Annotated in this window: 21 protein-coding genes; 3 read left to right on the top strand and 18 right to left on the bottom strand. The window is 33.9% G+C overall.

Annotated features, from left to right (window positions below):
* Positions 1-30: 30 nt before the first annotated feature.
* The 3 genes from IRZ78_RS11060 to IRZ78_RS11050 all read right to left on the bottom strand — a co-directional run bounded on the left by IRZ78_RS11060 (position 31) and on the right by IRZ78_RS11050 (position 5,564).
* Positions 31-1,164, bottom strand: coding sequence for an acyltransferase (locus IRZ78_RS11060; RefSeq protein ID WP_194616599.1), 1,134 nt, complete (start codon positions 1,162-1,164; stop codon positions 31-33).
* Between the two features lie 327 nt (positions 1,165-1,491).
* Positions 1,492-3,708 carry a glycoside hydrolase family 3 C-terminal domain-containing protein gene (locus IRZ78_RS11055; RefSeq protein WP_194616598.1) on the bottom strand — a complete coding sequence of 739 codons (2,217 nt, stop codon included), beginning with the start codon at positions 3,706-3,708 and terminating at the stop codon, positions 1,492-1,494.
* A gap of 212 nt (positions 3,709-3,920) precedes the next feature.
* The gene (locus tag IRZ78_RS11050) at positions 3,921-5,564 is read right to left on the bottom strand and encodes a DUF6377 domain-containing protein (RefSeq protein WP_194616597.1); all 1,644 of its coding nucleotides are present in this window, start codon (positions 5,562-5,564) and stop codon (positions 3,921-3,923) included.
* A gap of 207 nt (positions 5,565-5,771) precedes the next feature.
* On the opposite strand from IRZ78_RS11050, the gene IRZ78_RS11045 reads away from it, so the two are divergent.
* Entirely contained in the window at positions 5,772-6,116 is a 345-nt protein-coding gene (locus tag IRZ78_RS11045; RefSeq protein WP_194616596.1) for a 5-carboxymethyl-2-hydroxymuconate Delta-isomerase, read from the top strand.
* Positions 6,117-6,445: 329 nt separating this feature from the next.
* Here the strand turns inward: IRZ78_RS11045 and IRZ78_RS11040 are convergent, their stop codons facing one another.
* On the bottom strand, positions 6,446-8,707 hold the full coding sequence (locus IRZ78_RS11040; protein WP_194616595.1) for an acyl-CoA dehydrogenase: 2,262 nt from the start codon (positions 8,705-8,707) through the stop codon (positions 6,446-6,448).
* Positions 8,708-9,027: 320 nt separating this feature from the next.
* Complete coding sequence (locus IRZ78_RS11035; RefSeq protein WP_194616594.1) at positions 9,028-9,951, bottom strand: EamA family transporter; 924 nt, start codon at positions 9,949-9,951, stop codon at positions 9,028-9,030.
* Between the two features lie 390 nt (positions 9,952-10,341).
* Here IRZ78_RS11035 and IRZ78_RS11030 point away from each other — a divergent pair, with 390 nt between their 5' ends.
* Positions 10,342-11,760, top strand: coding sequence for a PLP-dependent aminotransferase family protein (locus IRZ78_RS11030; RefSeq protein ID WP_194616593.1), 1,419 nt, complete (start codon positions 10,342-10,344; stop codon positions 11,758-11,760).
* A gap of 224 nt (positions 11,761-11,984) precedes the next feature.
* On the opposite strand, the gene IRZ78_RS11025 is transcribed toward IRZ78_RS11030, so the two are convergent.
* The 8 genes from IRZ78_RS11025 to aspA form a co-directional block, all read right to left on the bottom strand.
* The gene (locus tag IRZ78_RS11025; RefSeq protein WP_194616592.1) at positions 11,985-12,932 is read right to left on the bottom strand and encodes a bestrophin family ion channel; all 948 of its coding nucleotides are present in this window, start codon (positions 12,930-12,932) and stop codon (positions 11,985-11,987) included.
* Positions 12,933-12,980: 48 nt separating this feature from the next.
* The gene (locus IRZ78_RS11020; RefSeq protein WP_194616591.1) at positions 12,981-13,703 is read right to left on the bottom strand and encodes a hypothetical protein; all 723 of its coding nucleotides are present in this window, start codon (positions 13,701-13,703) and stop codon (positions 12,981-12,983) included.
* Between the two features lie 77 nt (positions 13,704-13,780).
* The gene (locus IRZ78_RS11015; RefSeq protein ID WP_194616590.1) at positions 13,781-15,184 is read right to left on the bottom strand and encodes a HAMP domain-containing sensor histidine kinase; all 1,404 of its coding nucleotides are present in this window, start codon (positions 15,182-15,184) and stop codon (positions 13,781-13,783) included.
* Between the two features lies 1 nt (position 15,185).
* A complete protein-coding gene (locus IRZ78_RS11010) occupies positions 15,186-15,860 on the bottom strand; it encodes a response regulator transcription factor (protein ID WP_194616589.1) in 675 nt (224 codons plus the stop codon).
* A 171-nt stretch (positions 15,861-16,031) separates the two neighbouring features.
* Positions 16,032-16,157 (bottom strand): hypothetical protein, encoded by a 126-nt coding sequence (locus IRZ78_RS26315; RefSeq protein ID WP_255474397.1) that lies wholly within the window; start codon positions 16,155-16,157, stop codon positions 16,032-16,034.
* A 36-nt stretch (positions 16,158-16,193) separates the two neighbouring features.
* Positions 16,194-16,631, bottom strand: a complete 438-nt coding sequence (locus tag IRZ78_RS11005; protein ID WP_228520437.1) for an outer membrane beta-barrel protein — start codon at positions 16,629-16,631, stop codon at positions 16,194-16,196.
* Between the two features lie 146 nt (positions 16,632-16,777).
* Positions 16,778-18,043, bottom strand: coding sequence for a BamA/TamA family outer membrane protein (locus tag IRZ78_RS11000; RefSeq protein WP_194616588.1), 1,266 nt, complete (start codon positions 18,041-18,043; stop codon positions 16,778-16,780).
* A 160-nt stretch (positions 18,044-18,203) separates the two neighbouring features.
* Positions 18,204-19,613 (bottom strand): aspartate ammonia-lyase, encoded by a 1,410-nt coding sequence (aspA, locus tag IRZ78_RS10995; RefSeq protein WP_194616587.1) that lies wholly within the window; start codon positions 19,611-19,613, stop codon positions 18,204-18,206.
* Between the two features lie 332 nt (positions 19,614-19,945).
* Here aspA and IRZ78_RS10990 point away from each other — a divergent pair, with 332 nt between their 5' ends.
* Positions 19,946-20,524, top strand: a complete 579-nt coding sequence (locus IRZ78_RS10990; RefSeq protein ID WP_194616586.1) for a pentapeptide repeat-containing protein — start codon at positions 19,946-19,948, stop codon at positions 20,522-20,524.
* A 77-nt stretch (positions 20,525-20,601) separates the two neighbouring features.
* Here the strand turns inward: IRZ78_RS10990 and IRZ78_RS10985 are convergent, their stop codons facing one another.
* The 5 genes from IRZ78_RS10985 to glyA all read right to left on the bottom strand — a co-directional run bounded on the left by IRZ78_RS10985 (position 20,602) and on the right by glyA (position 25,444).
* On the bottom strand, positions 20,602-21,576 hold the full coding sequence (locus tag IRZ78_RS10985) for a hypothetical protein (protein ID WP_194616585.1): 975 nt from the start codon (positions 21,574-21,576) through the stop codon (positions 20,602-20,604).
* A gap of 82 nt (positions 21,577-21,658) precedes the next feature.
* Positions 21,659-22,156: a GNAT family N-acetyltransferase gene (locus IRZ78_RS10980; protein ID WP_194616584.1), complete on the bottom strand. Its 498-nt coding sequence runs from the start codon at positions 22,154-22,156 to the stop codon at positions 21,659-21,661.
* A 23-nt stretch (positions 22,157-22,179) separates the two neighbouring features.
* The gene (locus IRZ78_RS10975) at positions 22,180-23,220 is read right to left on the bottom strand and encodes a GMP reductase (protein ID WP_194616583.1); all 1,041 of its coding nucleotides are present in this window, start codon (positions 23,218-23,220) and stop codon (positions 22,180-22,182) included.
* Positions 23,221-23,473: 253 nt separating this feature from the next.
* On the bottom strand, positions 23,474-24,067 hold the full coding sequence (locus tag IRZ78_RS10970) for a tRNA-(ms[2]io[6]A)-hydroxylase (RefSeq protein ID WP_055097892.1): 594 nt from the start codon (positions 24,065-24,067) through the stop codon (positions 23,474-23,476).
* 102 nt (positions 24,068-24,169) lie between these two features.
* Entirely contained in the window at positions 24,170-25,444 is a 1,275-nt protein-coding gene (glyA, locus tag IRZ78_RS10965; RefSeq protein WP_194616582.1) for a serine hydroxymethyltransferase, read from the bottom strand.
* Between the last annotated feature and the right edge of the window lie 71 nt (positions 25,445-25,515).

Below are 25,515 nucleotides of genomic sequence, written 5' to 3'. Positions count from 1 at the left end.
CTAAGCCTTTGAACCTTTGTCCCTTCTCTATTAAGAAACTTTTCTTTTTTGAAATTTATTCTGAAGCCAATTGCGTACGGGTTCATCGTAGAATTTCAAACATAAAATGGCAATTACAATGCTTGAAACCAAAACTCCGATTCCCACCATATAACCGTTTTTCAAAGAAACTTTATTATCTATTACCCAGGCAGTATACCAGTAAATTAAAGGATAATGTATAATATAAATTGGATATGAAATATCGCCAAGAGCTTTGCATATTTTAATAGAAATTGCATTTTTGATCTGTCCTCCTGCTCCAATAGCAACAATTAAAGGAAAGAAAAGAATAATAACAACTGATTCGTATAAACCATTCATCCATAAAGTATTTTCATCGCCAATTCTTGGTATCGAAAAAATAACCACAATTAGAATACTGCAAATCCAGAAAGCGCCTTTTAAGTGAATTAACTTTCCTAATCTTGAAAGTAAAACTCCGGCAAAAAACGGATATAATAAACGGGTAAAACCAACATTCATTTGCTGCAGATTTAAAGACCAGCCTCCAATTACATCTCCATTTGGTCCAAAAACAGTATAGTTAATTAGCATTGCTGCGAATATAAAAACCAAGATTCCCAGGACTTTATTCGAAAATTTACGAAATAATACAGCATATAAAATATTGGCAATATATTCGAAGAATAATGACCATGCCGGCCCGTTAAGCGGATGCATTTCGCCCCAGCCTCTAATTTCTAATGATGGCGGAATTGGAAGTAATGTAAACCCAATTACCATGGTTAGGATCACTTTCCAAACTTCCATTCCGGCAATTAACGGAAAAAGATTGGATGCCTGAAAATAGTAGAAAATAGCTCCAATGATCATTCCCATAATAACCATAGGTTGTAAACGAATTAAACGTCGCTTATAAAATTCCCATTGGGTCATTTTTCCCCAACGATCGTCGTAAGCATATGCTACAACAAATCCTGATAAAAGGAAAAAGAAATCTACGGCGAGATAACCGTGATTGATAATTTGTGCAAAGCGGCTCCCTCCGTTATGGGCTTCAAAAATGTGAAAAATCACTACTAAAATCGCTGCAACCCCTCGCAAGCCGTCCAGAATTTCATAATGTTTTTTAGGTTTAATATCAATAGAAACTGAGCTCATAAAAATATTTTGGTGGTTAAAGGTTAGTTCTTATTTTTTGGTGTAAGCTAAAATAATATTTTTTCTAAACAGTCATAGTTTTCTTTAAATAGATAATCGAAAAGTTCTCAAAGTTTATCGCAGGGCAAACAAAGAAGAGTTTAATTCCACAATACATATTACACACATTACTTAATTTCCTTAATAGTAAAACTTAAAAGTTCCGTAAAGCTTAATTTTCTTACTATCTTAATGGTAAAACTCTCAAACGGTGAAATCATTTTAAAAGTAAAGCTGCAAATTTTTACACTTGCAGCTTTACAACCAACCAATTTAGAAATAATGAAATTATTGAAGTGAGAATCCCACTTTAGATTTTATATCTGTAGAAGAAGCTCCAACGATTGCTTCAAAAGCTCCCGGTTCAGCAACCCAGTCGTGTTTTTTATCATCAAAAAAGCTTAAAGCTGTTTTGTCTACTGTAAAAGTTACTGTTTTTTCTTCTCCCGCTTTAAGCGAAATTTTCTCAAATCCTTTTAATTCTTTAATTGGACGTGGCAATGAAGATTTTAAATCGCTGATATAAAGCTGAACAACCTCAGAACCTTCTCTTGATCCTGTATTTTTTACATTAACTGAGAATGTAATCTTGTCGCTGCTTGACATTTGTTTTTTATCTGCTGTTACTTTTCCGTATGCAAAAGTCGTGTAGCTTAAACCGTGACCAAAAGAGAATAATGGTTTCGCTTTTTGTTTATCTGCCCAGCGGTAACCTACAAAAATGCTTTCATTATATTTTACTTCGTCTCCACCAGGAAATTCTCCTAAAGCATGAGCGCCGTTATCCGCTAATTTTACAGGGAAAGTAAAAGATAATTTTCCTGAAGGGTTTACATCTCCAACCAAAACATTAGCCAGTGCATTTCCTGCTTCTGTACCTAAAAACCATCCTTGTACAATTCCCGGAACTTCTTTTACCCACGGCATTGCCACAGCGTTTCCTGAAATATTTACAAAAACCACATTTTTATTTACTTTAACCAATTCAGTAATTAATTTATCCTGACCATATGGTAAGCCTAATTCTTTACGATCATGTCCTTCTGCATCCTGATTGTCACTTTTGTTTAATCCTCCAATAAAAAGAACGATATCAGCATCTTTAGCTACTTTAACAGCCTCAGCAGTCAATTCTGCCGGAGAACGTTTGTCTTCCAGACTTACTTTTGCTACTACTCCGTTATATTCACTTTTGGGATCTCCAACATAACCACGCGCATAAACGATTTCAGCCTGGTTTCCAATTCTTTTCTTTAATCCTTCAAGAGGTGTAATTTCGTATCTTGCTTTAAGCGAAGAACTTCCTCCACCTACAGTCATCATTTTGATCGCATTTTCTCCAACAACCACAATTTTCTTTGTCTTAGAAAGATTGATTGGTAAAATGTTATTATTGTTTTGAAGCAATACAATTCCTTCTTCGGCAATTTTACGACCTGCATCTGCGTGCTCTTGTGTTCCAAAAGATCCAAACGGACGGTTTCTATCCATTGTAGTAAGGAAAGATAAACGTAAAATACGACGTATTTTTTCGTCTAATTCTTTAGTTCCAACTTCCCCTTTTCTAATCATTTCAGAATATGGTTTCGCTAAGAAATAGTTATCGTATGCATTACTGGTTCCCCATGAAAGTCCGTTAGTCCAAGAACCAAACTCCATATCAAGACCATTAAAAATAGATTGTTTGGTATCGTTAACTCCACCCCAATCTGAAACTACAACACCTTTGAATCCCCATTCTCCGCGAAGAATATCATTCAATAAAAATTCATTATGACAACATTGCTGTCCTTTGTATTTATTATAAGATCCCATAATGGCCCAGGCATCACCTTCCTGAACTGCAGCTTTAAAAGCAGGTAAATAGATTTCGTATAAAGCACGGTCATCAACCACTACGTTTACTGAGTTACGTTTTGTTTCCTGATTGTTTAAAGCGAAGTGTTTTACACAGGCTGCAACTCCGTTTGCTTGTACACCTTTAATATAAGGAACAACCATCTTGGCAGCAAGAAAAGGATCTTCTCCCATATATTCGAAGTTACGACCGTTTAGTGGCGTTCTGTAGATATTTACTCCAGGTCCTAACAATACATTTTTATTACGGTAACGCGCTTCTTCTCCTATCGATTTACCATATAAAGAAGACAACTCTTTGTTCCAGGTTGCAGAAAGTGCTGTAAGAGCCGGAAATGCAATACAAGAATCGTTTGTCCAGCCTGCCTGATCCCATTCGTCCCATTTTACTTCGGTACGAATTCCGTGAGGTCCGTCAGTCATCCAGTTTTCTGGAATTCCTAAACGTGGTACTCCTGGCGAACTGAATTTTGACTGCGCATGAATCATGGCAATTTTTTCTTCTGTGGTCATTCTTTTAAGAGCGTCTTCTACACGCTCATTAATTGGCTTTTTATCATCTAGATAAACCGGAACTTTACTCTGTGCGTTTACACCGATAGAGCTCAACAAAAGTAAAACAACAATTGTTTTAACGTTTTTAAACATAACTATTAATTTATTAAAGCATTTAATGTATAATCTAAAAGGCAGTAATAAGGTCATTATTACCTTTTAATAATATTGTAAAGCTAAAACGTTATAGTTCGTTTTTAATTTTCAAACGAAAAAAAGTAGTGAAACAAAAAAATAAATATTTGATTTACAAATACTTGTACAAAAACACCCCCTAAAAAAAGTAGTGGTTTTAAAATAAATAATTATACTTTCAATGAAATTAAACCAATTTTCATGACCATTTCTTCAAAATCATTTCGCGAAACTGCCGCTTTATTTCGAGCTCTGGTTCGATAATTATAAATTGTGCTTAAAGAGTAACGAAGGAATGCTGCAATTTTTACACTGTCGGTAATTCCTAAACGAATTAGTGCAAAAATGCGAAGTTCAGTATTCAGCAATTCTCCTTGTTTTAAAACGATTTGTTCTTCCTTAATCAAAAGTGCGTTGAAATCTTTCACGAAAGTGGGATACAAATTCAGGAAGATGATATCGAAATTCTTGTACAATTCCTCCAGTTCATTATCAACAAGAGTCGTTGATTTTAGCATTTTATAAATCTCATCAAACTGTTTGGCTGTGGCTTTTTTGTTGAGTATAATGCGATAATTTTCTAATTTATTGATGTAAGTCGAGCAAAGACTGAAAAAATGCGCGATATATTCCTCTTTAATATGATTCGATTCTGATAACTGTGCATTACGTTCCTGCAACTGGTTATTGGTTTCTGTAATATCTTTGTTTAATTCGGCTAATTTTTGACTCGTTTCATAAAGTTCTCCACGTATTCTGGATACTTTTTTCATTTGTTTGTAAACGTAAATAACGGCTACAATCAAAAATGCCGAAAGCAAACTGATGCATAACAAATACAGCTGCAGTTCGGTTTTTCTCTTGGCTTCTTTCTCTAAATAAACGGTATTGATAATCGAATAAACTTCTGACATTAAAAGCGTACGAAACTGAACATTGCAATAAAGTGCGTCTTCGATAGCCGATTGTGTGAGTTTATATGCCATATCTACATCGCCAATTTCATAAAAAACCAATGCCAATTCCTGAAGTGATGCATTGTCTTTATTGGCGTTTTTCAGATCCGAAGTAGCCGAAAGCGCATAAAACTTTTTTCTTGGTTCTAACCGATGTCTTGCCTCATAAATACTGCCTAAAAGATAGGTAATCATGGCATATTGAGGATTATCTTCCTTAATATTTGCAAATAATTGCAGTAACTGTTGTTCTGCCACTTTTAGCTTTTTTTGGGACATCCCCTGCTGAATTTTATTGATCTGATAATTTAATGTATTAGGATCTAAAACAGCAACTAAAGAATCACGGTACTCCCGTATTTTCTGAATGTATTTGATATCATAACTATTGGCAGCATAATGCTCAAAAAACTCACGATAAGCAATATAATAGGTTTGAAGTAACGATTTTGAAAGCGTTTTTTTGTCAATGCTTTTTAAGATAGCTTCGGATTCGCGGTATTTTCCTGAGGAAGAATAAAGGGTTACCAATTGCAGATTGGCTAAGTTCAGCAACTCGTTATTTTGAAGATCGCTGGCAATTTTGAGATTCTTTTTGATATAAAAAATAGCCGAATCTGAGTTGAATTTTTGGTATTCTGTATATAAAGTTTTGTTGTAATTGTATTCTTGTTCCTTAGTTAAATCATCAGATTTTATTTTTTTAAAGTTCAGAATACGCTCTTCTTTGAGCCTCACATAGTGTGCTTTATTTTTTAAAGCCTCATTTAGCTTTGCTAAAATAGTATCGGTGCTGTCTGATGAATAAACAGGGCTACTTAAAAGAACGGAAACAAAAAACAACAGATAATTTTTCAAACCAATTACAGCTATAATGAACTACAAATATAAGAAAGTGCAGATACAAAAATGAATTATTTAGTAAGTCATAAATTTTGAGTTTTGTAACACCAAATCCTGTAAAAACTTAGCAAAGAATATTTAACCTACAGAAACATAATTATCTCAAAAGGATTTTTGTAAATTTGGTTGAAGTCTATTTTTCTAATCTAAAACCACACACAAATGCCTCATTTTATTATTGATTGCTCAGAAAACGTTATACGGTTAAAGTCTGCAGACGAAATTATGCAGGATGTTTTTAATGCAGCATTATCAACTGGTCTTTTTGATGAATCTGAAATTAAGGTTCGTATTAATCCGTTTTCGTATTATAACAACGGAAAATCCCTAAAAGATTTTATTCATGTTTTTGGATATATCATGGAAGGTCGAAATACAGAACAAAAAGCAAATCTTTCGAAAGTAATTGTTTCTAAACTCAATAGAGTACTTCCTGAAGTTTCAGTAATTTCTATCAATATAAAAGATTTTGAGAAGGCAAGTTATTTTAATAAAACGATGCTGTAGTTATAATTTATTTTATTAATGATATAAAAATACTTATATCATTTTGGGGTTTTGCTTTTTTTTGCCACAAATTAAAAAGGATTAGAAAGGATTTTTTTTCTGGTTTGAAAATGAGCAAAATCATTGGCATGCCTAGGAACGAGAGATCTCCACAAGTAACTCTTCATGCAAAATACTTATCTTTGTAGAGCTGCTTGCGGAGATCCCTCGTTCCTCGGGATGACAAAATGCCTCCATAAACTTTGTCAAAGTTCCCGCAAAGATCTATTCTCTTTACTCTTTACTCTTTACTTTTTACTTTTTACTTTTTACTTTTTACTCTTTACTTTTTATCGAACAGCAATTGGCGCCGCCAAACAACTTTCCGGAATATCAAAAGCATTGACCAATGAAACGGCATCCGGACGAATATCCCAACACAACTGATTGACTATCTTACGGATTGCTTTGGTTTTCACGGCTTCCATATAACCGTCTTCAAGATACCAGCCTTTGTTTTTTTCTATTTGTGAAAGCGCGTATAACTGATTCAGTTTGGTTAGTATTTCTTTTGTTTTAATGTCTTTTACGTCTTTTATAGCGAGTTGAAATTGTTCTAAAACCACTCTTTCTAAATACGCCTGAGCGACATCTATCATTTGATGTTGTACAACATTAAAAGCATCATAAGGCTCTAAACCTCCGTCGACTAATTTTTTGATGCGTCGCGCTGCCGAAGCCAAAATTGTTTTTTCTCTATGAATAAAAGCCTGTAAATGAAATTCAGAATCCAGTAAATGTTCATCATCTGTTCTTCGGGTTGCAATTGGATTTTTCTCTGTTAATGCCGTTTTTGCATTTTCGTATACATAATTAATGATTCCCAAAGAACCCATTTCGCCAAACGATTTTCTGAATTCAGCTAAACGGTTTTTAGCCACCAATTGCATCAAAACAGTATTATCACCTTCGAAAGTAGTATAGATTTCGGTGTCATTTTTTAAGGCATCGATTCGGTTTTCAGACAAATATCCTTTTCCTCCAATGGCTTCACGGCATTCCTGCAGAATATCTCTTGTACTCCAGGTCGAATAGGATTTCATTCCTGCTGCAAGAGCTTCGATTTCCTGCATTTCGGCTTCGGTTTTATTCAGGAAGCGATTCGTAAGGTATTGCAAAGCAAAATGAACAGCGTAAGTTTTAGCCAAAGGCGGAATCATTCTTCGCTGATGCATTCTGTAATTTAAAATCGGAACTTCTGATCCGCCTTCTGGTCCAAATTGTCGGCGTTGATCGCTGTAGCGAATGGCAATGGTTAATCCGGATTTGGCTGAAGCCAAAGCAGAACGCGGAATCCCTATTCGGCCTCCAACCAAAGTACCTAACATCGTAAAAAAACGTCTGTTATCACTCGGAATTGGGCTTTCGAATTCGCCTTTGTCATTTACAGAAGCAAAACGATCCAGCATATTTTCTTTCGGAATCACTACATTGTCAAAACTAATTGTTCCGTTATCGACTCCGTTTAATCCCATTTTGTGTCCACAATCGCCAATGGTAATTCCGTTTAAGATATTTCCGTTGGTGTCTCTTAGCGGAACCACAAAAGCATTTACGCCATAATCATGTCCGTCAATAATTAGTTTAGCGAAAACAGTGGCCATTTGGCCGTGAACTGCTGCGTTACCAATATATTCTTTTTGGGCATTTTTATTAGGCGTATGAATCGTAAAAGTTTGGTCGTTATGATTATAGGTTGCTGTAGTTTCAAGACCTTTTACATTCGAACCATGATGTGTTTCGGTCATCGCGAAACAACCTGGAATTTTTAAAGTTCCAATATCTTTTAAGTATTTAGCGTAATGTTTATCGGTCCCTAACGACTGAACGCTCATTCCCCAGAGTCCAAACTGAACGCCAAATTTGATTACTAAACTCAAATCGTGGTAACTTAGCGTTTCCATAATCGCAAAATAATCGGCTATGTTTTCTCCTCCTCCATATTGTTTTGGATAGGCCATATTTCCAAGATTTTCATCGGCCAGGATTTTACACCAATTGTATACGGTTTGGCGGTATACATTGATATCTGTAGAAGTTTCATAAGCAAATTCAGGCCTTGAAATCACCGATTTTACTTTATTGATAATAGCCGCTTCTTTACCATTTAAAATGTCCGTTATTTTCTGAATATCGAAATCTGTATTGGTTTGGGAATTAGCGGTAAATGAACCTGATTTTATTTTAAAGTTCTGAAGTGCTTCTTCGCCCAGAATTCCGAGATCGTTCTCTAATTTTATAAAATCAGATTGCAGCTTCGAAATATCTACATCTTTTTCTGAAAGGGCCACTGCAATGTCAAAAATGGATTTTATATCGGCTTTATTCTGGATGCTGTTTTCGATATCCAGTTTCCATTGGGTGAGTTCATTTCGCGAAGGCGGATTCGAAATATCTAATCTTGAGACTAATTGTTGTTTTTCTTCGGGCGAAAGCCAGGTCAGGTCGTTGATAAATTTCTGAATCGTAGTAAACTCTTTTTGAGTCAGTAAATCATCAGACCACACTAAATAAAATAACGGAATAAAGGCTTGGAGTTTGGTATTTTTCATATAAATAGTTTGTTCAGTTTGTATTTGTTTTTTTGCCACAGATTTCACAGATTAAAAAGTTTTTTTTTAGCCACGAATTCACAATGATTGCGTAAATGGATTTAAAAAAATGTGAATTGCTTCGCCTGTTCGCTATCGCTCGCCTCGTGGCTATTTTTAAGACACAGAAACTAATCCTTTTAATCTGTGAAATCTGTGGCATTTTTTTTTATCCATTTTATTGCATAAAAAAACAGGAATGAAAATAGTCATTCCTGTTTAAACATCCTGTTAAGATTCTGGTAATTTATATTTTAAACCAATAAAAAATATAAAAAACCTCACGTTATTTTAGAATCTTTGGATATTGTGACAAACTTTTGCTTCATGGCAAAAATATGATGTGAATTGAAAACCAAAACGGCCAGAAAAACAATTCCGTACGCTATAATCTGTATTAATCCGAACTGTTCTTTGTACAGAAACATAGCCAATAGAAAAGCAATCATGGGGTTAATATTTAAAAGCATTCCTACGGTTGAAGAATTAATCCCTGAAAGTGCATATAAATTAAGAAATAGCGGAAAAATCGTGAATAAAATCGCAATGGTTTCTATACAGAAATAGAATTTAAACTCGGTTGGAACGGGCCCGCTGTAAATTGGGTAAAAAGGCAATAAAAACAATGCCGCCAAAGTAATATGAAATGTTAGAATTATAAATTTATCAAAACCTTTATTAACTCTTTGACTTACCAGATAAGATGCATATGTAGAACCTATAATAATGCTAAAAAGCATATCCATAATGTTGGCATATGATAAAAGTAAACAACCAGAAATACTCAATCCAACAGCAATCCATTGGGTTTTGCTTAATTTTTCATGTAAAATAAAATAAGCCAATAAAGTGGTTAAAATAGGACAAACCAAATATGCTAAAGAGGTCGCTTTTACGCTAACGTGGTTCATAACATAAATAAATGTAAACCAATTTGCCATTAGAAATACGCTTCCGCCAATATTTAATAATAATGTTTTTCGTTTCTCATATTTTGGCATTAATTTAAAAGTTTCGACTGCTTCTTTTATTTTTTTTCTTTTAAAAACAAAAGCAATCAACAACATTAGAATACTACAGCTAAAAACACGATAGAATAAAATGTCCAACGAGGCATAGTCATGTATTGGCTTTAAAACCAAACTAAAAAATCCCCAGATTACAAAACAAGTAATGGCAGCTATGTAGTATTTTGTTGTTTTCACGAAGTTCTTTTTGTTTAATTTTCTATTAAAGCAAATTTCTAAAAAATAAAACAGCAATACAGATACAGTTTTTGTAAATTGCACCATAACAGTTTTTTTTTTATGAAATTGTTTTGAGCGGCCAATCACGGGGGATGAAAGCCTGTAATTCATTCCGTTAAGCACTAAATATTGATAGAAATTAGTTTCGGAATACCTTGGCGTGCCGTAGGTATGCAACAAAATGATAACTATTGCGTACCTACGGCACGCTAAAATTATTCTTAATTCTGTTTTCTACCAACATATAGTGCCTAACGGCACATCCAACTCTTGATTCGCATTTGATACTAAATAAACTGAAATGAAGAATACCATATTCCGCTAAAAAACAAATATTATCATCTGCTAATGAAAAATTCAAATTACTTATACATGCAATATGCGGACCGTATTGAGAAGCAAATAAAATCCGGCGTTTTGAATGTTGGTGACAAACTCCCATCGATACGCGAAGTCTGCGCCGAAACAGGTTACAGCATGAGCACAGTAAGTAAAGCGTATTACGAAATCGAAAGCAGATCGTTGATTGAATCGCGACCGCAATCCGGTTATTATGTGAGCAATATTTCCGCCAGAGCGATTCCTGAGCCTTCACCAAGCAGTCCTATTTTAAAATGTGTCAATGTTGACCGCGAAGATTTAATCGATCAGGTGTATGGTAATATGACGGATCCTGATATTACGATGCTTTCTTTGGGTTTTCCGTCGAATGAGCTTCTTCCTATTGCGAAGTTAAATAAGGGAATGGTTCAGGCAATGCGACAACTTCCTAATAGCGGCACTAGTTACGAACAGGTAAAAGGTAATCCGAATTTAAGACGGGAAATTGCTCGATGGTCTTTTACCTGGGGCGGATCATTATCTGAAGAAGATATTATTACCATGCCGGGATGCACAAGTGCGATTTCGCATTGTTTGATGACACTGACCCAACCTGGAGATACCATTATTACTGAAAGTCCTGCTTATTTTGGTATTTTGCAACTGGCCAAATCATTAGGATTGTACATTATGGAATTACCTACCAATATGACAACCGGAATAGAACTGGAAGCATTGAAAAAAGCGCTTTCATCTAAAAAAGTGAAGCTTTGTCTATTAATGAGTAATTTTAGTAATCCGTCAGGGAGTATGATGCCGGCGGAACATAAAATAGAAGTCGTTAAGTTGATGGAGTTTTATAATATTCCCCTAATCGAAGATGATATTCACGGCGATTTGTACTTTGGCACAAGCCGACCAACGAATTGTAAAACCTATGACGAAAGTGGTATTGTACTTTGCTGCAGTTCGGTTTCTAAAACGCTGGCGCCGGGTTATCGTGTGGGCTGGGTTTCGCCGGGAAAATTTAAAAAAGAAATATTACGCAACAAAATTTACCATACGCTCTCCTCTCCTACTATTACGCATCAGGTTGTGGGGGATTTTCTGAAAAATGGACGTTATGAAAACCATCTTCGTAAAATACGTCAGATCCTGAATCATAATTGTAATAATTATATCAATACGGTTTTGGAATCTTTCCCGAAAGGAACCAAGGTGAGTCAGCCACAAGGGGGATTTTTTCTTTGGATCGAGTTGGATAAAAGTGTTGATACGGCGGCTTTTTATCATTTGGCGATGCAACACAAGATTAGTATCGCACCGGGAAGAATTTTCTCTTTTCAGGATCAATTTTCGAATTGTATGCGATTGAGTTTCGGATTGGTGTGGACTTATGAATTGAGAGAATCTATACAAATTTTAGGAAGACTGCTTCATCGATGATAATAAACTACACGAAACTCGACAATCTTTGTGATGGTACACTGATTGCAAGGATTTGCTTCGCAAAAACACAGATCTACACAGATTTTTTGTTTTGTTATCCTCAACGAAGGATCATACAAGAAGTTTAGTTTAAAGAAATCCAAATACCCCATAAAAAAAGCCGGACAACGGGTATGAAACGTTGTCCAGCTAACAAATTGAGAAACCAAAATCAATTTTAATTATAAAACAAAATAAGCGTTGTTTTCCGCTTTTTTAGGCTCAGGCTGAAGATGAAACTCGTTGATAATATCAAATTCGCTTTGGTATTCATTCATCATCTGAGTTATATTTCTTTCAATAGTATTGGCAATAGTGGTTACAGGGGTATCTGTAGCTCTGTTTTCGAATGGATCCTGCAAATGAATCGCCATTCTTTCGATCAAAAAGAAAGCGGCTGCGATAGCTGTAATTAACGGAATTGCAAACCAGCTCAATACACTAATTAATCCAAAAGGCAGTAATAAAATAAACAAACACAATGTCAATCTGATGTACATGCTGTAAGTCGTTGGGAAAATGGTGTTTTTGATCCTCTCGCATTTCCCCATTTCATCACATAATCTTGACAAAGTATTATCAATTTCCACCTGCTGATACATATTGATACGTTTATCATTTTTTGCATTTCGAAGATCTCTTGCGTGCAACAATAAAATGGCATTAGGTATGTTTTGATGGTTCTTTACAAAGCGCAATTCTTCGTCGCTTATCAAACCTTCAAGCGGTTTTATGGCATCTTTATTTCGTAAAGACTCGCCTAAACTATAACACCATGCGATTTGTCGTTTGGCAAAATTTTCTTTGAACTCATTTGCTTCTACAGAAAAATTAGGGTCTTTATAAAAGGTCAGTACTTGCCTGATCAATGTTCTGGAATCATTTACAATCGCTCCCCAAACAATTCGGGCTTCCCACCATCTGTCATAAGCCTGATTCGACTTGAAAGCCAATAATAAGGATATAATGGTTCCAATCATTGTTGGAATTGCAATTGGGATATCTACAGGAAGGTTGATGAAATAATTGTGAAAAACTTCAAATAGTATGGTATAAGCCAATACTAAACTAATTTCTACTTTAATTTTCCCGAGAACGTACTTCATTGGTATTCTTTTCTTTAATAACATATTTTCGGTTTTAAATTAAACTTATATATTTTTCGGCGGCAATTGGTCTTACGCCATTTCTTCGTAAAGAGATAAAACCGGAAGCCCTAATCTCTCGTTCATATCTTCTTTTTTTACTTTTTTGAATTTGATTTTCTCTCCTTTACGGGTTTCTACCAGCAAATCGATATCGTATTTTGAGATTGCTTCGGATAAATAAGGAGCGAATTTTTCGTAGTTGTCATCGAAGTTGGCTGTCTGGCTTACAATTTCAAATGAAAAGTTCTCATTCAAAAATTGCTGAACATCTTTTACATGCATATTGGCACGGGCATTTTCGATATAAAGCGCTTTATTAAAGTCTTCTTTGTATTGCTCTGTTCCTAAATGCAATATTGGACATTTTTGGTTGGCTGCCAACTGAATCAAATATTGGTGAATTCGTTTTGTTTCTTGTTTATAAGAGTGTGTAAGAATGACCAATTTTACAGAGAAAACATCTATAATGCGTTTGAAAATTGGAGATGAAAGGCCATACTGGTTTTGTACTTTTATTTTACAATTTGGAGTATGCTCGATAATATAGCGACAAGTATCAAGTACTATTTCCTGACTAGGTGTAAGTCCGGTACGCATTTCGCGCAAATAGCCTGAAGAAGAAAAAGTATCCGGGGCATCAGCAACCATCATTAAAATGATTTCGCAACCTGATGATTTTGCCTGGCTTACTGCTGATTTTACAGCGCAAATAGTATCATCTTTTAAAGTCGTAGGTATAAGGAAATTTTTCATAAGTATAATCGTTTAGTTTATACATACAAAATAACTTCCCTAAAATTAGAAAGGACTTAATATAAAATTAGAACTTTCTAAGATTCAACATTAGAATTTTTAATGTTGTTCTTTTTGATTTTTGATTTATTAAAAACAATAGTTACAATAGTCCCTTTATTTTGTTCTGACTGTACTTGTATTTCACCATCGTGCATGCGAATGATTTTTGAGGCCAAAGGAAGCCCTAAACCATACCCTATATATTTAGTGGCTATTTTTCCTCTAAAGAAAGGCTCATACAAATGCGGAATATCTTCGGGAGGAATACCAATACCAATATCGTTAATCGCTATTTTAATCATTTCCTGATTGGCAGAAAGCGTTACAAAGACTTCATTATTATCAGAATACTTCACGCCATTGGTAACAATATTATTAATTGCCAGTTCTAAAAGAGGTTTATTGCACGGAATTAATAATAGATTAGAATCGTTTGGAGCGAAATTAAATTTCATACTCACACGATTATCAGGATAAATTTTATCTAAATCTGATTTTACATCCATTAATAATTCGTCGATTCTCGCGATATCCAATACTTGCTTTTTACCGTCGTAACCGGTTTGAGTAAGTTTTAGCAGGCTTTCTGTAAGGTTTCCTAATTTTGAAGCCTGGCTGTAAATATTTTCTAATGACTGAATATATTCTGATACTTCGCGTTCTTTAAGAAGCATAATTTCAGACTCAGCAATAATGGTGGTTATTGGCGTTTTTAATTCGTGCGAAGCGTTGTTGATAAAATTGGCCTGAATCTCAAAAGAGGTTTCTAAACGGTCCAGCATATCATTGAATGTTTCAGTAAGATCTGAGATTTCGTCTGAGTTTTTTACTTCCGGCAATCGGTTATGAAGATTAGAAGCACTAATTCTATTTACTTCTTTGGTAATTCTTGCTACGGGATTAATTACTCGTTTTGCAAGAAAGCGCCCTAAGAAAAAAGCCAGAAATATAAATCCGATACCGCCAAAAAGCATGATTTTTACAATATAAATTGTCGTTGTAGGGCCTTTTTGATCCCTTGCTCCCACAATTACAATGTATCTTTGACTTCTTTCTGTAAAAACCTGTCCTAAATAATATTTGTTATCTTTTTCAAAATAATCTTCTCCTGATTTTAGAACATTGGTATAAAATTCATTGGGTAAATTTAAGTTGGTATTGTAATCAAAACTATTGGCGCTGTTTATTTTAAGAACAAATTCTTCTTCTTCTATAAGTTCTTCCAGTCCGTCTTTTTTCAGGTTTTTATAATACTTGATTTTTTCAGGATCATTTTGAAAATGAATTGAAGCTACAATTTTGGCCCTGTCTTCTAATCGTTTTAAGAAATGATAACGATTGTTATCCTGAAACAAGACAAAGACAATAATACACAACAATAGTGTACTAAAGCTGGAAAGAGCTACATAAGTAAAAGTAATTTTTTTTCTTATATCCATTTTATGGTTTTATAACATAACCCAAACCTTTCATGGTATGAATAAGTTTGGTGGCAAAAGGTTTATCTATTTTTTTGCGCAGATAGGTAATATACACGTCAACAACATTGGTATTCATATCAAAATTAATATCCCAGACATTATCTAAGATTTGATCACGCGAAACAATCTGACCGCTATTTTTAGCTAAATAATACAGTAATTTAAACTCTTTGGCAGTTAAAACAATAGATTCTCCCTCTCTTTTTACCGTTTTAGCGCGGGCATTTATTTCTAAATCGCCTACCGTAATACTGTCGATCCTTTCTGTTTCCTGATGTGCTCTTCTGTGCAATGCATTTACCCTTGCGTCAAGTTCCCCAAATTTAAAAGGCTTAACCAAATAATCATCGGCACCGGCGTTAAGTCCGGTTACAATATTTTCTGAAGTTCCAAGAGCTGTTAAAAGCAAAACAGGCACAAAATTCTTGCTGGCACGCAGTCGTCTGCAAATTTCAATTCCGTTAATATCCGGTAACATTACGTCTAAGATTACAACATCAAAATTATAATTATGAAGCATTTCCAGGGCTGTTTTCCCATCCATTGCGACACTAACTTCGTTGTTGTTTTCAGCAAATCCTTTACGTAAAATAGATAAAAGATTTGGTTCGTCTTCGACTATAAGTAATTTCATATTATTAAGTGGTATGAAAAACAAAAATAGGGATTGAGTTTAAAAATATAAATCACAATAGTTATAAATTATGATTTAATTATGAACAATAGCTTTTAGCAACCATAAAAAAAGCACTCACAAATAGTGAATGCTTTTATATTTTTAAGGATGATTTATAGGGGGATTAAATTAGTTTTTAAAGTTAAAACTCAACACAGCACCTAAACCAAACTGATATGTACTTACATGATCCTGAACTGCAACCGGACCAAAATAATAGGACCAATAGTAACTATCTCCAACGGCTGCTGACATCGATTGTAAATAAGCATTGATATTTACAGAAACTGATTAAGCAGTTTTGATTTTTACGCCACCTTTTATATCCCAGGCAAAATAAGTTCCACTGCCGCTCTGAGGCGTTTCGAGAATACTAACCCTGGCACCAGCCCCCAGATAAGGCAATAAATTTGATCCTGTATCAAAATAATGGGTGAAATCTGCAAGGATAAAGTTAAATGCTCCTTTGTCTTTACCTGCATTTAACTGATTTCCTAAGGGGTCATCTAATGGTATTTTGACATCTGTTCTTAAATACTTTAACTCAACTGAGTTATTTGTCGAACAGAAATACTCAAATCCTGCACCGTATTGAAAACCATCTTCAATCGTTGCAGAATAACCGTCATAATCTAACTTATCTGAAAAGTTATAACCACCATACAAATTAAGAGAAAAAGACCTTGCATATTGTGCGTTCGCTCCTATCACCGACGGGAAAAGAACCAAAAAAAAACGTACTGTTTCATAATGTTTGTTTTTGAAAGTTAAATGAATTCCAAATTTAAGTTTTTCCCTTATAAAAATTAATTTTTTTTTTAAGATAAAATTCGTATATAAAACTCACAACAATGTAACATACATCAATTTACAATTTAAAATGTTTCGCCAGCATTTAGATAAAATCCTTTTGAATTATTCCCCCAGGCATAATCTACAATCAAATTGGTTCGTGTTTTTTTATCGATCAAAATGCGCAAGCCAAGACCCGCCGCTGGCTGAATTGACTTGAATAAGGAAATATTATTATCTACATTACTTGCCGTAACAAAGTTGGTAAAAACGGTACCGCTTATCATCTGGTCACAGGTAATTGGAAACCTGAATTCGGTTGAAAGATAGACTAAACCGTTTCCTCGAAATAATCCTTGTGTATAACCTTCTCCGCTTCGACTTCGCTGATCCCAGCCTATTGCAGGCAAATTCAGGTACGGAACTTTTCCTCTGGTTATAAATTGTCCGTAAGCCCAAAGTGCTAAAATGTATCTTTCATTTTTGCTCGAAAGGGGTATGAAATGGCGATATTCAGCGTATAAAACATTACTATATTCCTGATTATTAAACAAAACAGGATTAAAACGATAATTGATATTAGCAAACCAACCGCGGGTAGAATTTACCTGATTGTCTCTGGAATCGTATACTAAATTGAGGCTCACACCACTTAAAAAATATTCTAAATCATTAAATCCGTGTTTTTGACTGTAATTATAATGATAAGTATATTTTCCATTTTCTACATCCAGATCTTTATCTTTTATACTGGCATACCAGTCGAGATTTATTCCTCCGCCTACATAAAAATTTTTATACACTTCAAAAGAAACGGTTTGGTGAAACTTAAAATAATCATAATCCATAGGCTGCGCTAGCGAATCGATGCTAAAATTGTTCTCCTTGCTGTGGTGTGGGATTATATCTGTTCCTAGCCCGTAATTTGGCTGAGAAAAAATATATAGACGATAATCTCCGCTTAAAAAAATCTTGTTGTTATTGAGCAAGATATTATTCTTGGCATTTACCAGCCATTGTTTCTTTGTGGTATAGGTTATCCCCAGATTTGCGATGGAGTATTTATCTGATTCTAGTTTTCCTTTGAAAGTATATTGCGCTACTGCACCAAAAAAAAATCCGGTTGCAGGCTGAGAGCCAATTGCCGGAATAACAAGAAAAAAGTTGTTTTTTGAAGGTTTAGCTACAGATGCAGAATCTTTCTTTTTGAAGATTTCTAAAATGGTTCTTGTGGGACATAATTTCGGATTAACATTTTCTGTTTGTGCTATCGTTTTAAATGAAATAAAAAAGACTAACCCTAAGATTTTATAATGATGAAAATAATTATTTTTTAAAAATTTTATCATCTGAAAGTTTTAATTTTTCGAAATAACATTCAATCCTCACGTAAATATACATCTTATTTCCAACGTTTTACAATTCAATTTTAATAAAAAACAAAATTCTAAAACATAAAAAAAGCCGTCAATACAATTGACAGCCTTATAAACTTATAAGTCTTTTTTCTTATTTCGTGATAAATTTTGGATTGATAAGGTTATCTAGTGAGTAAATTTCATCCCATTTTTCCTGTGTGATTAGTTTTCTCTCTACTACAACAATGTCATGAACACTTTTATTCATTTTTAAAGCTTCTCCCGCGATACTGGCACTTACTTCGTAACCTAAAATTGGATTCAATTGTGTTACAATCCCAATGCTGTTCATTACCAAATTGTAACAATGATCTGTATTTGCGGTAATTCCAATGATACATTTATCAATCAAAGTCTGAATCGCGTTCGAAAGATAATCTAATGAAGTAAACATCGCAAAAGCGATTACAGGCTCCATTACGTTCAACTGCAATTGTCCCGCTTCAGCCGCCATAGTAACCGTTAAATCCTGACCTATTACATAAAAACAAGTCTGGTTTACTACCTCTGGAATTACAGGATTTACTTTTCCCGGCATGATAGAAGATCCTGGCTGACGTGCAGGCAAATTGATTTCGTTGAAACCTGTTCTTGGTCCCGAGCTCAATAATCGTAAATCGTTGCAGATTTTAGAAATTTTTACTGCTGTTCTTTTTAATGTTCCCATAATTTGAACGTAAGCTCCTGTATCTACTGTAGCTTCGATTAAATCAGGAGAAAGTGTCAACGGAATACCAACTTCTTTGGCTAAATAGTTCACGCAAATTTCAGGATATCCTTCAGGTGCGTTTACTCTTGTACCAATTGCGGTTGCTCCCATATTGATTTCGAGAACCAAACTCTGAGCTTCTTTTAATCTTCTAACATCTTCGCCTATTGTAGTGGCATACGATTTAAATTCTTGCCCTAAAGTCATCGGAACTGCATCTTGCAATTGGGTTCTTCCCATTTTAAGAACGCTTTTAAATTCTTGTCCTTTTGCAGCAAAAGCAACTTCTAAACCTTCTAATGTTTTAATAAAGCTTTCCATTTTCATATAAAGCGCAATTCTAAATGCCGATGGATAAGCATCGTTTGTAGATTGGGAACAATTGACATGATTATTGGGGTGCAAAAAATTGTAATCTCCTTTTTTATGTCCCAGATATTCCAGACCAATATTGGCAATTACCTCATTTACATTCATATTTACCGAGGTTCCTGCGCCACCCTGAATTAAATCGCTCACAAATTCCTGATCGAATTTACCAGCAATAACCTGATCACTTCCGTAACAGATGGCTTCGGCAATTTTTGGGTCAAGTGCACCACAATCTTTATTAGCCAAAGCTGCTGCTTTTTTTACATAGCCTAAAGCTTTAATAAATAAAGGTTCTTTCGAAATTGGAATTCCTGTAATATTAAAATTCTCTACAGCCCTGAAAGTTTGGATACCATAATACAAATGATTCGGAATATCTAATTCTCCTAAAAAATCATGTTCTTTTCTTGTTGATCCCATATAATATATGTGTTACGTTTTAACTTAAAAAATCACTGTAAAGCTACTGCGAAATACTATTATAATAAAACATTTCAAATTAAAAATCAATAATTTTTTACAAAAATAAAACCTTAAAATTAAACACTTATCATTTTAAATCCTTAAAAATATCATATTCATAAAAAAACCATGAGTAAAAACCGTCTTAATTTAGAACAAATACAATCTTAACCGGCCTGTTTTCCTGAAAAAAATTCCTCTTTAAAACTAAAAAATTAACACCATTTTGTAGATAATTAATGCAACGTAATTATTATCTTTTCACCCTCAAATAATCATCAAAAATTACCTTGAAAAAAGAGTCTGAATATTTCCTTGATAAAGAATACGATACCATTACTTATGGTAGAGATGATGTGAATTTTAAGGATTTTGAATGTTGCGTTTTCAATAATTGTAATTTTTCGGCCTGTACTTTTTTAGCCGTTACTTTTATTGATTGTGTTTTTAACGATTGTATTTTTAATGAGGCTAAAATAAATTATGTCTCTTTTAGAACAGCAACTTTTAACCGATGCGAAATCAAAGAAGTGAATTTTGCCATGTGCGACAAACTCATTTTTGAAGTTCATTTTTATGATTGCATTCTGGATTTTTCGAAGTTTTATACCTTAAAGATCAAAGGAACTACGTTTACCAATTGTAGCTTAATTGCAGTGGATTTTATGGCTACAGATCTTACAAGCGTTTTTTTTGATCATTGCGATTTATACCGCTCAGAATTTGATAAAGCCATCGCTAACAAAGCCGATTTTAAAACGAGTTATAACTACACCATTGATCCATCAAAAACTAAACTAAAAAAAGCTGTTTTTGCTTTGAAAGAATTAAAAGGTTTACTGTTTAAGCATGATGTGATTGTGAGTTAAAAAAATAAAAAAAGCCAGTTATAAAACTGACTCTTGATTAATATTTTTTACTTGGGAAATTTATCCTATTTATTGTACTATTTTATCTTTATACTTTCAGCGATTTTTGTGTACTCACTAAAATGAGTATATTTTTTTGATATGTCAGTTCCTAAAAATTGAATTATACCTTTTGGTGTTTGCTTTATATACTGATACATTTTTAATTCTTTTCCTTCAAAAACCCCAGACATTTCAACTTTTATAATTTCATTTACACCTTCTTTACATTTTTCTTCAGAGATCACCTTTATTTTAATATTTTTCTCTTTATAAATATTATTTCCATATTTATATATCAATTTATCACTGTAAGTTTTTAAATCAAAGCCATTAAGATTATTGGGTAAAACTCCAATTAAAAAATTATTTATGTAGATCCCATTACCAACTAATTGTTCTTTACCAATAGTATATGTACCAAAATTACTCATGACATTTAATAACTCAAATTCTGATTTTTTTAAATCAACATCATAAAATAAATTATCACTAATATTTACTTTGATATTCTTATCATAATATGTACTTAAAACTAAATCTGTTATTTCCTTTCTTTCTTTTTCATCATTTGGAAAAACTCCCATAACTAAAACTGAAAAAGAAGTATCTCCAAAGGCAAGAATTATTTGCTCTGAATCATTATTTTGAGGAGCAAGAACAAAATAAGCATCATAAAGTCCTAATTTTAATTCTTTCTTTACTCTTGTTCTTCCGCCTTGCTTTTCTAGCTCATCAATTTTATTACTTATTTTAATAACAGACTTATGATAGTCTTGGTTTGGAATTTCAATAACTTGAAAATAATTTTTCGAATCTTTTTGAAATCTTTTTAACTCATTATAATATATATAATCTTTAGATTCATTTATCAATATTTTTGTGCCTTTTACATTTACTTTATTTTCAATGTTTGAAACTTTAATTTGATCAGGAATATTTATTGATTGCGCTGAACTTTCACAACTAAAAATTGAAATTATGAACAAAAATACTATTGCGATATACCTCATTTATTTTGTATTTATTTTTAACTTTTTAAATCTATTCAACGCCAAATCTACAAACGAATCGAACACATAAAAAATTAAAAAATCACAGCTTTTTCTTCATTACATAATCTTCCATCAAATAACCATTTCCAATATTGATATTTACTTCATCAATGATTTCAAAGCCTATTTTTTTATAAAAACCCAGAGCCGAATTAAATCGATTTACATTTAAGAATAAGGCTGTTGAATTATTTTCCAAAGCTAATTTTCCAATTTTGTCAATAACTTTTTTACCAATTCCTTTTCCTTGTGTTTCCGGCAAAAGATATATTTTATGGATTTTAGTTATTGCTTCTTCGTTATAATGATGTTCAATTCCGACAAAACCTATATTAGTTTCATCTTCATCAATCATATAAAATAATTGTATTTTTTTATTGTATTGTTCGTTTAAAGCTTCAGTAGAATAAAAAAGACCCAACATATAATCCAATTGTTCTTTTGATAGGATTTCACCGTAAGTAATTGGCCATGTAATATTTACTATATTCTGAATTTGCTTAATATCGTTTATGGTTGCTGCTGTAATCGTAATCATAATTCTATGTAAAATGCTTTTTATTATTTAGTAAAAATTTGATTTTCCTGTTCGCTTACGCGGATAAAAGTCGTTCGTTTTGTCAATTCTTTTAATCTCGAAGCGCCTACATAAGTACATGTGCTTCGTAAACCTCCTAAAATGTCTAAAACTGTATTAATAGCCTGACCTTTATAAGGAACCTGAACTGTTTTTCCTTCGCTGGCTCTGTATTCTGCAACTCCTCCAACATATTTATCCATTGCCGTTGTAGAACTCATTCCGTAAAATTGTTTGAATTTTTCGCCGTTTATTTCGATCAGTTCTCCTCCACTTTCAGTATGCCCTGCAAGCATTCCGCCCAACATAACAAAATCTGAGCCTGCACCAAAAGCTTTAGCAACATCTCCGGGAGTTTTACATCCGCCATCGCTTATAATATGTCCGCCTAATCCATGCGCAGCATCGGCGCATTCTATAATCGCCGAAAGTTGCGGATATCCTACGCCTGTTTTTACACGCGTTGTACAAACTGAACCAGGACCAATTCCCACTTTTACGATATCGGCTCCAGCCAATAATAGTTCTTCGACCATTTCCCCTGTCACAACATTTCCGGCAATAATGACTTTATCAGGAAATTGTTTTCGGGTTTGTTTTAAAAACTGAACAAAATGTTCTGAATAACCGTTTGCTACATCAATACAAATAAATTTAAGCAAAGGATTTGCAGTTATAATTTGGCTGATTTTAGCAAAATCTTCTTTTCCTGTTCCTGTACTAATAGCGATATAATCGTAAAAATCAGGTGTGACATTTTTCAGGAAATCATTCCATTCTTCTAATGAATAATGCTTATGAATTGCTGTAAAAAGCTTTTCTTTAGCCAGAACCTGTGCCATTTCAAAAGTCCCCACCGTATCCATATTGGCTGCTATAATAGGAATTCCTGTCCAGATTGTGGTAGAATGCAAAAATTTAAAATTTCGCTCCAGCGAGACTTCAGATCTGCTTTTTAGTGTAGATCTTTTTGGTCGAATCATTACATCTTTAAACCCTAATTTCAGATCTGTTTCAATTCTCATGGCTTTAAGTTTTGGTTACTCTCAAATATAAGGAATTTTAGATTGCTGATTTTGGATTTTAGATTATTAAAACTTTGCGCTTAATTTTGGCCACGGATAACACGGATTCGCTATCGCGAAAACACGGATTGATACGGATTTTTATTTCCTCTACTTTTTTATTTCACAGAGATTCACCGAGAATGCACTGAGATTCACAAAGCTTTCTTTAATTTTGGAATTTGGAATTTTAAAAATTGGAATTTTAATTTCACTATCCATGAATCGTTTCTCCTTTTCCGTAATTGGTAATGATCGATTCTTCATAGGCTAACCATTCTCTCCAACGTTTTTCAACATCGATTCCTACTCCGTATTTTCTGGCGTAAGTGATGAAAGTAGTGTAATGTCCTGCTTCGCTTTCCATTAATTCTCTATAAAAAACAGCTAATTCTTCGTCCTGAATATTTTCAGATAAAACTTTGAAACGTTCGCAGCTTCTGGCTTCGATCATTGCTGAAAAGAGTAATCTTTCGACTAAACCTGAGACTCTGCTGCCGTCTCCGCTTTTCTTCATATATAAATACAATTCATTTACATAATCGTCTTTGCGTTCGCGGCCTAGTTTTAATCCTCTTTTGATGATGATATTGTGAACCTGCTCAAAATGATCGATTTCTTCTTTGGCTAAAGCCAATAAATCTTTTACCAAATCCTGATGTTCAGAGTTATTGGTAATAATAGTAATCGCGTTTGTTGCTGCTTTTTGTTCGCACCAAGCGTGATCTGTCAGTATTTCTTCAATATTTTTTTCTACTATATTTACCCATCTTGGGTCTGTTGGCAATTGTAATCTTAATACGCCCATTTCTAAAGTTATGAGTTAAAAGTTATGAGTTATAAAAGCAAAAATCGAAAGTCAAAATAAGACTTTTGACTTTCGATTTTAAAACTTTAAGACTTATCTTAATTAATATACGAAAATCGGTCTTTCGCTCATCATTTCGTTTACTTCGTTAGCTACTTCTTCAATAACTGCTTCATTTGTATGATCAGCTAATACTTTATCGATAAGTGCTACGATAGTTTCCATGTCTTCTTCAACTAAACCACGAGTTGTGATTGCAGCTGTTCCTACACGAATTCCTGAAGTTACAAATGGTGATTTATCATCAAATGGAACCATATTTTTATTTACAGTGATTTCTGCTTTTACTAATGCATTTTCAGCTTCTTTACCAGAAATATTTTTATTTCTTAAGTCAATAAGCATCATATGGTTATCAGTTCCGCCAGAAATAATTTGGTATCCTCTTTTTACAAAAGCATCTGCCATAGCGTTTGCATTTTTTTGCAATTGCATAGCATAAGTAAAGAACTCATCTTTTAATGCTTCACCAAAAGCAACCGCTTTAGCAGCGATAATGTGCATTAAAGGTCCTCCTTGGTTTCCAGGGAAAACAGCAAGATCTAATAAAGATGACATCATTCTGATTTCTCCTTTTGGAGTTTTTAATCCTTGTGGGTTTTCGAAATCTTTACCCATCAAGATCAAACCTCCACGTGGTCCGCGCAAAGTTTTATGAGTTGTTGTAGAAACAATATGACAATGAGGAATTGGGTCATTCATTAATCCTTTCGCAATAAGACCTGCAGGATGTGAAATATCAGCAAACAAAATAGCTCCAACGCTGTCAGCAATTACTCTGAAACGCTCAAAATCCATATCACGAGAATACGCTGATGCTCCTGCGATGATTAATTTTGGCTGCTCTTTAGTTGCAATTTCCTGAATTTTATCGTAGTCTAAACGACCAGTCTCAGCATCTACACCATAAAAAACTGGACGGTATAAACGACCTGAAAAGTTTACAGGAGAACCGTGAGTCAGGTGACCACCGTGAGATAAGTCGAAACCTAATATAGTATCACCAGGATTTAAACACGCATGGTAAACTGCTGTATTGGCCTGAGATCCTGAGTGAGGCTGAACGTTTGCATATTCAGCACCAAATAATTCTTTAGCTCTGTCGATTGCAATTTGCTCAATAACGTCAACTACTTCACAACCTCCGTAGTATCTTTTGCCAGGATATCCTTCGGCATATTTGTTAGTTAAAACAGAACCAGCTGCTTCCATTACCTCATCACTTACAAAATTCTCTGAAGCGATAAGTTCTAATCCGTGAATTTGTCTGTCTTGTTCCTCTAGTATAAGGTCAAAAATTTGTTCGTCGCGTTGCATTTTTTCGTTTTTCGTTAATTTCCTGCAAAAATACAAAAAAACGTTTGTCAAACTGCTAGATTATGATATAT

It is taken from the genome of Flavobacterium sp. CSZ (genome assembly GCF_015350725.1).
GTDB lineage: Bacteria > Bacteroidota > Bacteroidia > Flavobacteriales > Flavobacteriaceae > Flavobacterium.
The sequence above is the reverse complement of the archived record's forward strand: the minus strand, read 5'-3'. Positions and strand labels throughout refer to the sequence as shown.

What these genes read in the sequence shown, in the direction of transcription:
- IRZ78_RS11010 (WP_194616589.1), bottom strand. Translation starts at nt 15,860, where the DNA reads ATGAAATTACTTATAGTCGAAGACGAACCAAATCTTTTATCTATTTTA.
- glyA (WP_194616582.1), bottom strand. Translation starts at nt 25,444, where the DNA reads ATGCAACGCGACGAACAAATTTTTGACCTTATACTAGAGGAACAAGAC.
- IRZ78_RS10980 (WP_194616584.1), bottom strand. Translation starts at nt 22,156, where the DNA reads ATGATTACGATTACAGCAGCAACCATAAACGATATTAAGCAAATTCAG.
- IRZ78_RS10970 (WP_055097892.1), bottom strand. Translation starts at nt 24,067, where the DNA reads ATGGGCGTATTAAGATTACAATTGCCAACAGACCCAAGATGGGTAAAT.
- IRZ78_RS11045 (WP_194616596.1), top strand. Translation starts at nt 5,772, where the DNA reads ATGCCTCATTTTATTATTGATTGCTCAGAAAACGTTATACGGTTAAAG.
- IRZ78_RS11000 (WP_194616588.1), bottom strand. Translation starts at nt 18,043, where the DNA reads ATGATAAAATTTTTAAAAAATAATTATTTTCATCATTATAAAATCTTA.
- IRZ78_RS11015 (WP_194616590.1), bottom strand. Translation starts at nt 15,184, where the DNA reads ATGGATATAAGAAAAAAAATTACTTTTACTTATGTAGCTCTTTCCAGC.
- IRZ78_RS10975 (WP_194616583.1), bottom strand. Translation starts at nt 23,220, where the DNA reads ATGAGAATTGAAACAGATCTGAAATTAGGGTTTAAAGATGTAATGATT.
- IRZ78_RS11020 (WP_194616591.1), bottom strand. Translation starts at nt 13,703, where the DNA reads ATGAAAAATTTCCTTATACCTACGACTTTAAAAGATGATACTATTTGC.
- IRZ78_RS11025 (WP_194616592.1), bottom strand. Translation starts at nt 12,932, where the DNA reads ATGTTATTAAAGAAAAGAATACCAATGAAGTACGTTCTCGGGAAAATT.
- IRZ78_RS11055 (WP_194616598.1), bottom strand. Translation starts at nt 3,708, where the DNA reads ATGTTTAAAAACGTTAAAACAATTGTTGTTTTACTTTTGTTGAGCTCT.
- IRZ78_RS11040 (WP_194616595.1), bottom strand. Translation starts at nt 8,707, where the DNA reads ATGAAAAATACCAAACTCCAAGCCTTTATTCCGTTATTTTATTTAGTG.
- IRZ78_RS26315 (WP_255474397.1), bottom strand. Translation starts at nt 16,157, where the DNA reads ATGTCAGCAGCCGTTGGAGATAGTTACTATTGGTCCTATTATTTTGGT.
- aspA (WP_194616587.1), bottom strand. Translation starts at nt 19,613, where the DNA reads ATGGGATCAACAAGAAAAGAACATGATTTTTTAGGAGAATTAGATATT.
- IRZ78_RS11060 (WP_194616599.1), bottom strand. Translation starts at nt 1,164, where the DNA reads ATGAGCTCAGTTTCTATTGATATTAAACCTAAAAAACATTATGAAATT.
- IRZ78_RS11030 (WP_194616593.1), top strand. Translation starts at nt 10,342, where the DNA reads ATGAAAAATTCAAATTACTTATACATGCAATATGCGGACCGTATTGAG.
- IRZ78_RS10985 (WP_194616585.1), bottom strand. Translation starts at nt 21,576, where the DNA reads ATGAGGTATATCGCAATAGTATTTTTGTTCATAATTTCAATTTTTAGT.